The sequence below is a fragment of the Rheinheimera sp. ATLC3 genome (assembly GCF_059429535.1).
The window spans coordinates 2,029,452-2,042,422 of the sequence record NZ_CM182103.1 but is presented as its reverse complement, the minus strand read 5'-3'; the positions used below and the strand labels follow the sequence as shown (position 1 = coordinate 2,042,422).

The 12,971-nt window shown below is 52.2% G+C and carries 9 protein-coding genes; 1 reads left to right on the top strand and 8 read right to left on the bottom strand.

From position 1 onward, the window contains the following. Nucleotides 1-209 precede the first annotated feature (209 nt). On the top strand, nucleotides 210-1,643 hold the full coding sequence (locus tag AC5SV9_RS09450) for a hypothetical protein (protein WP_475153229.1): 1,434 nt from the start codon (nucleotides 210-212) through the stop codon (nucleotides 1,641-1,643). A 59-nt stretch (nucleotides 1,644-1,702) separates the two neighbouring features. Here the strand turns inward: AC5SV9_RS09450 and AC5SV9_RS09445 are convergent, their stop codons facing one another. From AC5SV9_RS09445 to AC5SV9_RS09410, 8 genes are all read right to left on the bottom strand, one after another. Beyond that, nucleotides 1,703-2,929 (bottom strand): lytic polysaccharide monooxygenase, encoded by a 1,227-nt coding sequence (locus AC5SV9_RS09445; RefSeq protein ID WP_475153228.1) that lies wholly within the window; start codon nucleotides 2,927-2,929, stop codon nucleotides 1,703-1,705. A 190-nt stretch (nucleotides 2,930-3,119) separates the two neighbouring features. Next, on the bottom strand, nucleotides 3,120-5,465 hold the full coding sequence (locus AC5SV9_RS09440) for a glycosyl hydrolase family 18 protein (RefSeq protein ID WP_475153226.1): 2,346 nt from the start codon (nucleotides 5,463-5,465) through the stop codon (nucleotides 3,120-3,122). A gap of 110 nt (nucleotides 5,466-5,575) precedes the next feature. Further along, on the bottom strand, nucleotides 5,576-7,315 hold the full coding sequence (locus AC5SV9_RS09435; RefSeq protein ID WP_475153224.1) for a glycosyl hydrolase family 18 protein: 1,740 nt from the start codon (nucleotides 7,313-7,315) through the stop codon (nucleotides 5,576-5,578). Nucleotides 7,316-7,693: 378 nt separating this feature from the next. Continuing rightward, the gene (locus AC5SV9_RS09430) at nucleotides 7,694-8,842 is read right to left on the bottom strand and encodes a glutathionylspermidine synthase family protein (RefSeq protein ID WP_475153222.1); all 1,149 of its coding nucleotides are present in this window, start codon (nucleotides 8,840-8,842) and stop codon (nucleotides 7,694-7,696) included. A gap of 6 nt (nucleotides 8,843-8,848) precedes the next feature. Beyond that, nucleotides 8,849-9,475: a DUF1190 domain-containing protein gene (locus tag AC5SV9_RS09425; protein WP_475153221.1), complete on the bottom strand. Its 627-nt coding sequence runs from the start codon at nucleotides 9,473-9,475 to the stop codon at nucleotides 8,849-8,851. Nucleotides 9,476-9,485: 10 nt separating this feature from the next. Continuing rightward, nucleotides 9,486-9,899, bottom strand: a complete 414-nt coding sequence (locus AC5SV9_RS09420; protein ID WP_226766267.1) for a DUF350 domain-containing protein — start codon at nucleotides 9,897-9,899, stop codon at nucleotides 9,486-9,488. 125 nt (nucleotides 9,900-10,024) lie between these two features. Continuing rightward, nucleotides 10,025-12,163, bottom strand: a complete 2,139-nt coding sequence (gene malQ / locus AC5SV9_RS09415; protein WP_475153219.1) for a 4-alpha-glucanotransferase — start codon at nucleotides 12,161-12,163, stop codon at nucleotides 10,025-10,027. Beyond that, nucleotides 12,150-12,602, bottom strand: coding sequence for a helix-turn-helix domain-containing protein (locus AC5SV9_RS09410; RefSeq protein WP_475153217.1), 453 nt, complete (start codon nucleotides 12,600-12,602; stop codon nucleotides 12,150-12,152). Before AC5SV9_RS09410 ends, malQ begins: the two co-directional genes overlap by 14 nt. Nucleotides 12,603-12,971 lie beyond the last annotated feature (369 nt).

The following is a 12,971-nucleotide window of genomic DNA, read 5'->3' as shown; positions in this document are numbered from 1 at the left end:
ATAAGACATAAAGATGGCAGCAAGATGACAAAATGCCAACTGTTGCTCAGATAAAGTCGGCATTTTATGTGATTAATGGTTTTGTATCCACTTTTTAAGCATATTTATTCTGTTGGCGCTGCGGTTAACAAACAGTTGCCTCTGCAGCAGTGCTATTGTAAAACAGCTGCTAAACAGGCAATCCAACAGAATCTTAGACGGAGAACAGGATGCGCAAACAGCGACACACGGAACTCAATGACACAGGTTTGCCCTGGTTCGGCCTGGTCTTTTTAAGTGTATTTATGCTGGCCGGCATCGCAGGTGGTGTGGCTTTTTTCCGCGATGGTCAGCCTGGTGCCGGGCTGATTTTTATGGCGATGTTTTGTGGTATTGCCGGTTTGATGATGTTTCTGCTGTTGCTGGGTCATAAAAAAGCACAGGCTGAAAAGGCGATGTTGCTTGGCAATAAACCCGTAGAGGGCATTGTTAGCAACAACAAGGGTAGCTATCAGCTGATGTTGGGCATGGGAGGGCTATTTGCATTGATCGGTTTGCCGGTAAGTTATCTGGCTGTTGCAGAGCAATTACCCAAAGGCAACTATGCGGTATTGCTGGTGCTGCTATTTCCGCTAATTGGTGTCAGTCTGTGTTGGCACGGCCGCAAACAACTAAAACACTGGCAAAAGATTGGTAAAACACCGTTTTTTCCCGACCCTTTTCCGGGTGCAGCCGGGGGGCAGATAGGTGGCTACTTTATACTGCAGCGCGGCCGGTTCGTGCAAATGCCGCAAGCTGAACTTAGTTGCCTGCATGTGTATCAGAGTGGCAGCGGTAAAAACCGAACCACCCACCGGCAGTCTTTGTGGGCTGAAAAGTGTAGTGTATCCCGCAGCATAGAAGGTAAACACTGGCTGGTAATGGATGTGCCTTCAACCTTGCCGGCTACCGGTAAAGATGAGCGTTACAAAGGCCGTATTGAATGGCAACTAAGCTGCAAAGGCCAGTTGCAAGCAGGCAGTGAGCAGTTGGAATTTAACCGCCAGTGGACATTGCCGGTTATCGCAGGCAGCGCGCGGTGTGGCTGGCAGCCCAGTGCGGCAGAGCTTGAGTTACAGCAGCAACAGCGCCAGATCGCGGCTTTTGACGCCGCCGCAAGCCAGATCCAGCAAAGGGTGCAGGGTAATACCTTGTATTTAACCAGCCGTGCTGGCCGGCACACTGTTGCTGCTTTATCGATGCTGGTATTCGGCGGCATTTTTACCGTATCTGGCATCTTTCTTAGTATCGAAGCAATGCAGCAGGGCGGCATGCTCTGGCTTATGGCATTGTTATTTACGCCGATCGGCGCGCTGATTTTATCGTTCGGTCTATTCTGGCTTGGCCGGAGTCTGGAAGCCAGTATAGCGCCTGGCGAAGTGAGGATGCTGCGCGCTATGTTCGGTATCCGGCTATATCAGCGCAAAGCATCACTGACCTCCCCGGGGCAACTGCAGATTAAACAGACTATGGTGTCAACTACCGGTGAAGGCGAGCGCACAGAATATTACCGGCTGCAAGCCGATGCCGGCGATGGCAAAACGCTGACCCTGGCCGAAGGCATTACCGGGCGCGATGCGGCCGAGGCGTTAAAGCAGCAAGCGCTTGAAGCATTGCTGCCTTGATTATTACATAGAGGAAAGGCCGCTGCGGCGGCCTGGGGTTTTTGGTCTGAGGTAATGGGCTACCAGCTACACAACCGGGTCCAGCTGTCATCACTGCCGGGGATGGACTGTGTCCACCAGTTCGCCTGATACAACGCATTCTGGTATATCAGCTGGTCGCCTTGGGCAGCATGATCCGGCTGGCCCTGCCAGTTAGCTTGCGGCCAGTTGGGGTAGGTATTGGCCTGCGTTAAATCGTAGCCGGGACAATTGCCGGGAGTGCCGCCGCCATTGTCCCCACCGTCGTCAGCAGCCGGGCGCAAGTCTAGATTATAAAAGTAGCTGTTATCAGTGGCATAAGCGCGGTTGGCCGCCAGATCGCTGCTAAATGCCACATTATTGCCGCTTAATACGCCAATTTGCAGCAGGTGACCATATTGCGTATTTACCTGTGCTGCCAGCTCTGTTGCCCAACGCGTATTATCGATATTGCTTGCGGTGATCTGCCAGCGTTCATCAACCAGTTCCTGACCATCGGCATCGAATAACCGTAGCCGGGCATAGCCACCCACTTCAGCCGGCGTTTGCCGGTTTACAAAAACACCTTTGTCAAACCAGCCCTGTAGTGGTGGTTCAGAGCCGTTACCTGCCAACTCAATATCAGAGCAGTTGTAAAAGCCTTCACCGACCACATCTACCCGTTGCCAGCGGGTATAAAGCACGGCCGGGCCGGTTCGGTCTGCGGGCATTGGCACCTGTAAGGTGTAATAGCCAGCCTCAGCCGGTACATCATCCTGCTGATGGATCAACTGCAGCTGGTCCCAGCTTAGCGGCGCTGCAGCGGTATCAAAGCCGGGCTTGCTTAGATAAATTTGCCAGAAGCTTGGATTATGTGGCGTAGTGGCGCGAAAACGCAGGGTCAGCGTTGGATTTTGGCTCAAATCGATTACGGTGCGTTGCCAGTCGGCAGAGGGGATGTCCATACCGCTTTTATTGCTATCGCCGGCAGCGCACAGAGTGCCGTTGGGTATAACATTCTGCACCGCTGCCATATTGCGGTAATCGGCAACATTGGCCGAGAACTCATGGTGCTGGGTCAGCATATAGCCACCAGATTGCAGATAGGCTGCACGACAGGCGGTATTGGGTATACCACTGCCATCATCCGGCCACCAGTAGCCGCCGTCGTCTTTGCAGATTTGCTGACGGGCTTTGGGGTATTCAACATAGCCGTGGCTGTTAGCTTGCAGGCTATTAAGCAGCGCAAAACAGGCAAGCGATATAGGGAATAGATTTTTACTTTGCATAGTCGTTTCTCTTGTTTAGGCAAGGCGCTCCTAGCCGGAACCTTCTCAGGCTCGCCACAGCAACTCGTTCGCACTAGCGTGCTCACTCAGACACTCTGTGGCGACCTGATAAGGCCCACGGCTCTCGCAGGAAAAGCATCAGAGCATAGACAGTGAGTGCTGAATGCACCGTCTAAGCACTTTTTGCTTACTATAAATTACAGATAAAGCTCCAGCTGCCATCACTACCGGGCACTGAATTGGTCCACCAGTTGGCTTTGTACACGCTGCCCTGATAAGACAGGTAGTCACCGCCAACGGCATGGCTGGGTAAGCCTTGCCAATCGGTTTGCGGCCACTGTGGGTAGGGGTAAATAGTGGCCGTCACGCCGCCACAGCTTTCACCGTTACCGCCGCCATCGCCGGGGCCTCCGTCACCGCTACCAATCGCCACAACGGGTAATTGTGGGTACTCTTGTGCGAAGGCGTAATCAGCACCATTGGCACTTAGTATCCAGTTTGACGGCATTGGCATCGGCAGATGATAGTTCAGTGTCACAGTGACACTTTCGCCACTGGCGACACTCAGATAACCAGGCAGATTAAAACGAACACGATGAAAATCGCTGCTCAGGCCACCGATGTTATTGCCACTGGCATTGCGGCCACTTTCAATCACAGTTAGACCAAAGCCACTTTGGTCGCTGATGGTATCCGGTATCGCTGTGGGGACATCAAAGCTGATGCTGGCGCCGCCCGGGATAGCGCCTTCGCCGTGGTTGGTCAGTGTAAGTTTGGGGTTGATGGGGAAGTTCTGATCGCCCAGTTTAAAGTCACTGATGCTCAGGCGGATATCTGCCGCCTGCGAGGGCATAGTGCGGTTGGTTTTAACGGCGCCGTAAGGGCTGGCATTTCTGAAGCTGTTGTAAAACTGTGTTGTCAGTGTATCGCCGATAAAATACTCACCGTTGGCGGCATTCCAACCATAGTCGCCAGCCAGCTCCCAGAACATTACACCACCAATGCCGTTTTCAATCACATATTGCGCTTTGGCGGCAATGCTCTGTTCAGTCTCTACCGACAGAAACACCTTTTTCTGCGCATTCCACAACCAGGGCGCTACGGCAGTGGCATCGTAATGTTCGCTGTAAGTGCCGGTCAGCTGATGCTCCGGGTTGGCCGGGTCCAGGCCGTACACAGCCGCGTAGCTGCCGACAATGCCTTCTGCCAGATTTTTGGTATGCCACAGCGGGTTAGAGCCGGCCGGCATTTCGCCTCCCTGGGTATTTTTGTCGTGCCACAGGTTATCTATGCCTACAGCACCATTGCCGCATTTGCTAACCGTGCTGCCACCGGTACCCGGCGGGCAGGCATTCTGATTTGGCAGAGCAGCCATGCCCCACAAACCGTTGTTGCCGCCCTGCACATCTTTCCAGCCGCGGCTGTAATACGGAATCCCAATATTAATGCGGCCAGCCGGCATGGTGCCGCGGAAGTAATGATAAGCCCAGTCTGTGTTGAGATAGCCAATATTCTGGTATTGCGAGGTGTTGTAATAATTCCAGGCTGCCAGTTCTGCATCCATGCCGGTATCAAACAGTGCGGCATTGTGGCCAACAAACTGGTTCCAGGCTCCGTGCAGGTCATAACTCATAATATTGACATAATCCAGATACTGGGTAACCTGAAACGCTTCCATGCCCCTTAGCAGATAGCCAGAAGACGGCGAAGCAATGGTCAGCAGGTAGTGTTTGCCGTCTGCCGCACCAGCGGCGTCCAGTTTCTGCCGCAGTACTTTCATCAGCTCGATATAAGAGCGCATTAAGCCACCGCGCAGGCTGTTAGCCAACGCAAAATCGTCCGGGTTGCCGGCATCATTCATACTGGTCGGGTATTCGTAATCTATATCAACGCCGTCGAAGCCATATTGGCGGATAAAGGTGACAGCAGAGTCGGCAAAGGTGTTAATGCCCTGGCTGTTAATGCTCAGATCGCTATTGGTGGTCATGCTGTAAAAGCCGCCGCTGGCGATACGATCGCCGCTGCTGTCAAAGTAGCCGCCGGTTTCGGCCCAGCCACCGACCGAAATGAGGGTTTTTACGTGTGGATGCTGCTGTTTATACTTTTGCAGCAGATTGAAGTGGCCTTTATATGGCAGGTTAGGGTCAAGCTCAGCACCGGCAATGCCTTGCCATTCCATGCCCGTTGCTGCGTTATTGCTGTCAGTGACATCGCCGACCGAGATCTGGTTGGCCGCGTTAACGTGGGCAAAGGCATAATTGATATGGGTAATTTTATCCCATGGAATATCTGAAGCCAGGTAAGCTGGCTGGCCATTTTTGCCATGACGCCAGCTGGTAAAGTAGCCAATAATACGTCTGGGGTGATCAGGGCTGATAATTTCGCGCCCTGACGCATCGTATACGGTGCAGTAGGGAACATTGATGCCGGGGGTTTGGTACAGGCCATCAGGCCGGCAACTGTTATCAGTAGTTTGCTGAGCAAATGCCACACCGCTCAGCAGTGCCAACAGCGGCAAAGTAGTGATTAATTTCATTGTGAGTATCCTGCAAAGGGCCGCAGCGCACTTCAGGTGGTTTCAGCGGGCAGCAATGGCTTGCCCGCTGTTTCGCCTAACCTGACAGGGTCAGACTGCGGCAGAATGGGTTATTGCTGCGGATGGCCTAAGCCTTCGTGCATCGCGTTCAAAATGTGGCCGTTGTCGGCGTCTATTTCCCAGGCAAAAATACCGCCCAGCTGATGCTGCAGAATGTAGGCACCTTTTTCGCGTACCGAACGCTTGGTATCAATACTGATCAGTGTATTGGTTGCCGGGTCCCAGACATAGCTTGCCTTGGCAGTGTCATCCCAGCCTACGGTAAAGCCGTTAACGCCGCTCGCTTCGGGTCCGCCCATATAGTCGGTTTGGATCTTTTTATAATCCATAATGCCGCGCTCCCAGCCACCGCTGATGCCGTCACCACCGGTACCGGTAAACGGATTATTGCCACTGACGCCGCTGACATTTTGCCAGCCCCGGCCGTACATAGCTGCACCGAGCGAAATCTTGCCGGCAGGTACACCGCGATTCAGCAGATACTGCACCGCCTCGTGCGCGCTAAAGCCAGTAGTGGGTGAGTTAGGCGACGGATACAGCCCCGTCTGGTGGCCCAGCACACCGTTCCAGGCACCATAATAGTCGTAGGTCATCAGGTTGATGGAGTCCATATACTGGGCCGCATCTTCCCAATCGACCACACTGAGTTTTTCCACTCCGCCGGACATAGCAGCGGCCAGCTCATAGCTGCGACCGGTCTCTATGCTCAACGCATCCAGTGCAGCACGAAGCTCCTGCATCAAAGTGGCAAAACCGGCGCCGTCCTGCGCAGATCCCAGCGCTGGGTTAGCGCCGCCACCTCCGGGGAATTCCCAGTCTATATCTATGCCATCGAAGAAGTCGTAGGTGCGGATAAAATCGATAACTGAATCAATAAAAACCGCACGCGCTGCCGGATTAGTGCCCACATCGTATAAGGGATCAGACAATGTCCAGCCACCAATGGAAGGCAAAATTTTAATATGCGGATGAGTTTGTTTCAGCCGGTACAACTCGGCGAAGATACCCCTTACCGGTTGATCCCAGACATCTCCCGGGTAGCTTTTTTCCAACGCGGCAAATTTATCATGTACCACCACCGAGTAATCTGGTTTACCGGCACATTGGCTGTTCAGCGCAGCATAGCCTTCCGGGTTGGCCTGACGCAGGCCTTCATTTGGGCCGCATACCGGAATAAAGCCGTAGTACAGGTGTGTCAGGTTTTGTGCCGGAATATCTGCAGCATGGAAAGCCCGGCCATAAATTCCCCATTCAACAAAGTAGGCGCCGACTTTCTTACCGCTGGTGTTCTGATAGGGTAAATTGCTCTGTTTGAGCGGGTGCGGCCAGGCGGTTAAATCTAAATCAGTCCAGGGATCAAAGGCGCCGTCGCCGCCGCCATTATCACCGCTGCCATTGTCACCACCAGAGCCGCCGCTCACGTTTACTGTTGTCACACTGCTTTGCGCGCATTCTTCATTGGCGCCATTGACCTGACATAACTTTACCTGCAGCTGATAGCTGCCTGCAGCAGTAAACTGCAGCGTGGTGCTGCCTGTCTGCGCATTCTGGCCGTTCGGTGTTAATGCTGCAGTAAAGACAACGCTGTCATTTTGTAGTAAATACCATTTGTTACCGTTGGTGCCCCACCACATATCCCAGCGTACCGGTACCTGTACGCTGCCATTTTGCAAGCTGTAATCAGTTGGCATCCAGCTAATCACCGGTGCATTGGGTGTTGCCGCATTCAGGCCTCCTGCAACGAGCAGGAATGTCACCCCGACGCATTGCTTAACTTTTTGTTTAAACATAACTTCCTCCAGTGTTGTCGCTTATAGTTTTTAGTCGTTATTTAGTGATTTAAACGCTGACCGAATAAAATTTCGTTGCCAGCGAGTGCGCTATTTCCGCCTTGCCTGCCCGGCATTACGGCTCCCTGTTGTTTGGAAAATAAGCGGTACTGACTATGGCAAAAATGACAGCGTTGTCAAAAAACTGTCTTAAGATTTAAATGATATTTTTATGATCTGGCGTTAAGCTATTGAAACTTTAAAGTAAAATTATGCAGAAAACTGTCGGCTTGTTTTACACATTTTAGGGTCGGATTAACGTTAACAGGTAAAAGTGTAAATAACGCTGCAGCAACTTGTAGGTAGCCGCAGCAGTCGGACCGGATAATGCGGATGCTGTTATCCGAGAATAATGTGGGGCAAAAAGCGTGAACTATCTTTGGTGATCAGGCTGCTGTCTTCGCGGATGCAGATACCCGCTGCACAGTCGCCGACAACCCAGCTGCCAATCAGGGTGTAGTTGCCGGAAAAGTCTGGTAAGGGGGCTAATTGCTGACGGATGTAGCCACTGTCCGTATAAGGGCCGGTTTGTGTCAGGCGTTTACCTTGCATATCAATCAGTTCGATATTGGCGCCTTCGCGGGAAAACAGCGGTTTACGTACCCAGCCAGGTTGTAATGGGCTGCCATCATCAAAAAACGTTGGTAACAGGTTGGGGTGGCCCTGATACTTTTGCCACAGCAGTGGCAAGATACCCTTGTTCGATAATACCGATTTCCATAGCGGTTCGATAAACTGCGTCTGACTGGTTAAAACCGTGCCGGCGAAATCTTCCTGCAGCATAAACTCCCACGGGTAAAGCTTGAATAAACCCTGCACTGCAAAGCCATCCAAATCGACCAGTTGGCCTTCGATTTCCCCGAGTTGTTCAAGCGGTATGTAACGGCAGTCAAGTCCGGCCTGTAGCGCAATATCCATCAGGTAGTCGACAGTGCCTTTATCTTCAATACTTTCTGCCACACTGGCAAAGTAAAATGGCCGCGGTAAGTTAAGCTCACTGAAGGCCTGCTGCAGCTTGTCCTGCAGTGAGTTGAACTGGTCGGCACCCTGCGGTATTGCCCCGCGCATCAGTTGGTCTTCCAGCCATACCCACTGAAAAAAACCGGTTTCAAATAATGACGTCGGTGTGTCGTAATTCAGCTCCAGCAGTTTGGCTGGCCCGTTGCCGTTGTAGCTGAAATCCATCCGGCCATACAGGTGCGGTTGCTGGCTTTGCCAGCTGTTACGCACTGCATCCCAAAACTGTTCAGGGATCGCCAGTTGGGTTAATTGGTGTTCGTCCTGCACAATATCGGCAACTAACGCCAGTGCCATCTGATGCAGCTCTTCGGTGGGCTCCTCCAGATCACGCTCTATTTGTTCCAGGCTGAATTGGTAATAAGCGCTCTCATCCCAGTACGGCTCTCCGTCAAAGGTATGAAAATTAAAACCAACACTTTCGGCAAAAGCTTTCCAGCCTGGTCTGGGGGGACTGCTGATCCGTTTCATGCTTATTTATCCGCCATAGCTGCTGGTATTGCGGCTGGCAGCCTGAGCACCAAAACCACCGCGGCGGGCCAGCGTGGCCGGCTTGGGCTGCACAGCTGATGGCCGTATGCTGGCAGGGCCGGGCTGTGTCGCTACTGCGGTATTAGTTGCCGTGCGGAAGGTTGTGCGATCATCGCGTGATTTATACAGCGGTTGGCTGGGTACCGGGTTACGGCTGGCGGTTGCTGTTTGCGGTGCCGGGTTAGTCGCCATACCGCCACGGTTTAGCATTTGACCGGCCATAAAGCCCATCATCATGGGCATAAAAAAGCCGCTACTTTGCTGGCTTTGTTGCTGAGGTTGCTCTGATGTGTTGGCCGCCAGAACCGGTGCGGTTTCGCACTGGCCGCTACCAAAATCGGCTTCACATTCAGTCTTGCTGCTGTAACGCGGTGCTACCTGAGGATGCAGGGCTTTGGCCTGTTCAAAAGCCGCTTTACATTCGGCGGGTGGGTTGTAGTATGCCGCACATTCATCCGGCGTGTTAAATACCTGCACTTCTACCGGTTTCTCGCCACAACCTGCCAGTATCATGCCGGCAGCAGGCGCCATCATAATCAGGCGGGCGGTTTTACTGCGTTTAAAGGTTGTCATTTCTGGCTCCTTAATATGTCATCGCGGCAGCATTGAGCATACCAATGGCAACTGAACAACAGGCGGAAAAGAGACCTGCGCTGAGCTCGCCGTCACGAATACGTTGCGGCAGCGGTTTGAGCGCAATGCAGCTAAAGAAAAAAGCAATAAGCTGTACTACAAGTGCTACTGCACCCCAGATGGCGCAGTCCAGCAGCGACATAGAATGCGTTATAGCACTGGCCAGCGGCCAGGCAAAACCAAGCAGCGCGCCGCCAAACGCAATGGCTGCTGCGGCGTTATTTGCCCGGATCAAACCAAACTCGTCGTGTGGCGTTACCCAGCTGTAAATTCGGATAAACAGCAGCAGTAAGATAACAGCCAGTGCGAAATAGGCTGCGAAAGCGGGTAAACCGGCTAAAGAGGTCAAAGCGGTATCTAACATACTGGGCCCTTCGAAATTAAGACTGCGCTGATCCTGCGCAAAAGCGCACAATTTTACAAGTCTTATCGCCAGTGATGTTGCTTAAATGGAAAAGCCGCGGTGATCGCGGCTTTCGCTTTAGGGTGTTATTGTCGGGCGGCGCGTATTTCGCTGATCATCTGCTGTACATCAGGCTGCTGCAAAATAGCATCAATATTGTCGTTGAGTTTACGTCGCCAGTTCGGGTATTCGGTGCTGGTGCCCGGGATATTCACCGGGGTTGTCATTTGCAATAAATCTTCCAACTGGAAGGCAAACAGCCTGGCTGGCTGGCTGGCAGTAAACAAATGGCTGGCACGGATAAGCTGGCTGTAGTTACCGTCTTCAAGCTGCAGTTTGCCCCGCATCAGCTGTTTTTCATCTGTACGCAGTTGGTACAGGCTTTGTGCTACCTGCGGGTTGGGGAACAAATCCAGCTGATGGCGTAGTGCCAGATCATATTCCTGCCAGTAACCGACCATGGTTGGCATGTCATGTGTGCTTACTGTGGCAAGCGCGAGTTCTGGATACGTCAGGGCGGCGTGATCATAGCTACCGGCTTTTTGCTCCAGCATAAACACGCGGTAAGACAGTACCTGATATTGTGCCATCAGATGGCTGATCTCAACCGGCACTGTGCCTAAATCTTCGCCGATAACCACACAGCTGTTACGCTGGCTTTCTAACGCCAGAATGGCAAATAAATCGGCGGCCGGAAAGCGGATATAAGCGCCGGCTGTGGCATCGGCACCGAGTGGGCAGCACCATAACCTTAGCAGCGCCATAACATGGTCTAATCGCAGTGCACCGGCATAGCGCATATTGGCCTGAATCAGCTGAATAAAAGGCTGATAGGCTTTTTGACGCAAGGTTTGCGGGTTGTACGCCAGTAAGCCCCAGTTCTGGCCTTTTGGCGCCATAATATCTGCCGGTGCCCCCACGCTTAAATCCAGCAGATAATCTTCCGGTGCGCCCCAGCTTTCTGCACTGCTGCGGCTGGTACCTACCGCAACATCACAGTACAGGCCTATCGCCATACCATGTTGCTGACATAGGCGTTTCACTTCAGCCAACTGCTGCTGCGCCTGCCACTGCAGATAAAGCTGCAGTTCAATCGCATCGCTGTGTTCACGGGCAAATGCTTCAACTGCTGCGCTTTGCGGGTCCTGCAGCTCGGGCGGAAAACTCTGCCAGGCTGCCATATTCCAGTCTTTTGCAAACATCTGGCCTTGTAATACCTGATGTATGGCTAGCTGGCGTAAGCTGTCACCGCTGGTCGCAACAAACTGATGATACTGCTGCGCCCGGGTGGTATTTTTTGCCAGATGTTGCTGCTTGAACTGTTGCCACAGTAATACTGCAACACTTTTCTTCAATGCCGCCACACCGATGTAGTCTACATCGCTGCAATTACGCAGTTGTTGTAACTGTTTCTGAAAGCTTTCACTGGCGACTAGCTTTTGTGCGGTGTCACAGTGTTGATATTCTTCGGTATATTCCAGCGCAACATACTGGGTGTTTAACCATAACCGGCTGTTAGGGCTGTATGGGCTGCAATCTTGTGGCAATTCAGGGTATAGCGCATGCAGTGGGTTCAGCCCAATAAAATCAACACCTTGTGCAGCAAGCGGGGCTACCATTTGCTGCAAATCGGCAAAGTCTCCCAGGCCCCAATTGCGCGTCGAGCGCACTGCATACAGCTGAATAGCCGGGCCGAAAGTTTTATGCAAAACCGCTTTGTCGTGCAGCTGAAAACAGCGCTGTGGTGTAATGATTAATTGCTGGCTGTACTGCTGGGTGCCATTGCTCAGCTGCAACTGGTGATACCCAAGCGGCAAGCTGACATCCAGTTTCATCTCTGCCAGCAACACTTCACCGCGGCTGGTAGGCTGGCGCACACTGATATCACTGGCCGCGATACTTAGGCTACCGCTGAACTGCTGCTGTTCTTCGGTGATAATCTGCCATTGCCAGTCACTGACTGCGTGCTGTTGCAACTGTTGCAGGCGCAGTACAAGTGGTTGATCCTGTTGACAGACATTGACCGGTGCGACGACTTCAAACCAGTGTTGCTCACTGAGTTGACTAATCTGTTGTTGTATTATTTCGTCGCCGGACAGGTCATAGCCCATCGCTTGTAAAATAGCCTGTTGCTTATCCAGACCAATCACTTCGGTATGGCCTTGCGCATGTACATAGCTGTCTTGCAGCCCCGCTAAAACAGCGAGTTGCTTAATTAGTTCCATAATTCACCTGTAACACCGACCGGGAAAAGCCGGATAAAGGATGGCACCTGCTTACGGCCATCAGTCTGCGTTGACGAAATATACCCGGAGAACAGCCTTGCCAACTTTTAAATGCTTTCTGAAAGCTGCTTTGTTCTTCAAACCCAAGCTGGAAAGCAATCTGCTGCAGGCTCAGGCTGGCATCCTGTAAATACTGCTGCGCCAGTGTATGGCGACAGTCAGCGAGCAACTGGCGAAAGCTGCTATCAGTGCAGCGCAGTTCACGCTGTAAAGTGCGGCAGCTCATATTCAATGCACTTGCGGCGTCACTTAGCCGGGGCACCCTGGGTAGTTGCTGCATTATAAACTGACTAAGTTTGTGCAGCATGGCGTGCGATGCTGCCTGTTGCTTGCTATGACAGCTGATTTGCCCGCTGTCCGTGACACTCTGGTTTTTCATTGGTTGCTCCGCGCGGTAACAAAGCAAAACCGCAGATCGCTTCAGGTTGCCATATGGTGGTGCAAGCATAAATCAGCCTCTGCCATTTATTAAACCTGCTGCATACGTATGCAGAGAAAATTTAATCTATTCTGTTACCTGATGAGCTGAATTTGTTGGCGGTGCGTAAAACGAATATTGAGGCATAAGTTGGTGCTAACCCCATAAAATTAAAGGCGCCCACTATTGGTGCAGTGCGGGTAGGCTTTGCGCCACCTTCGTGCAAATTGTTCAGTATGAATACGTATTCATATTGAGCTGTTGCCCTAATAAGTTTAATAAATACGCTAAGACAAAAGTCTGGTTGTACTGCTTCAGTTGCGCTTACAG

Coding starts and splice junctions, on each gene's coding strand:
- AC5SV9_RS09450 (WP_475153229.1), top strand. CDS start 210: ATGCGCAAACAGCGACACACGGAACTCAATGACACAGGTTTGCCCTGG.
- AC5SV9_RS09445 (WP_475153228.1), bottom strand. CDS start 2,929: ATGCAAAGTAAAAATCTATTCCCTATATCGCTTGCCTGTTTTGCGCTG.
- AC5SV9_RS09440 (WP_475153226.1), bottom strand. CDS start 5,465: ATGAAATTAATCACTACTTTGCCGCTGTTGGCACTGCTGAGCGGTGTG.
- AC5SV9_RS09435 (WP_475153224.1), bottom strand. CDS start 7,315: ATGTTTAAACAAAAAGTTAAGCAATGCGTCGGGGTGACATTCCTGCTC.
- AC5SV9_RS09430 (WP_475153222.1), bottom strand. CDS start 8,842: ATGAAACGGATCAGCAGTCCCCCCAGACCAGGCTGGAAAGCTTTTGCC.
- AC5SV9_RS09425 (WP_475153221.1), bottom strand. CDS start 9,475: ATGACAACCTTTAAACGCAGTAAAACCGCCCGCCTGATTATGATGGCG.
- AC5SV9_RS09420 (WP_226766267.1), bottom strand. CDS start 9,899: ATGTTAGATACCGCTTTGACCTCTTTAGCCGGTTTACCCGCTTTCGCA.
- malQ (WP_475153219.1), bottom strand. CDS start 12,163: ATGGAACTAATTAAGCAACTCGCTGTTTTAGCGGGGCTGCAAGACAGC.
- AC5SV9_RS09410 (WP_475153217.1), bottom strand. CDS start 12,602: ATGAAAAACCAGAGTGTCACGGACAGCGGGCAAATCAGCTGTCATAGC.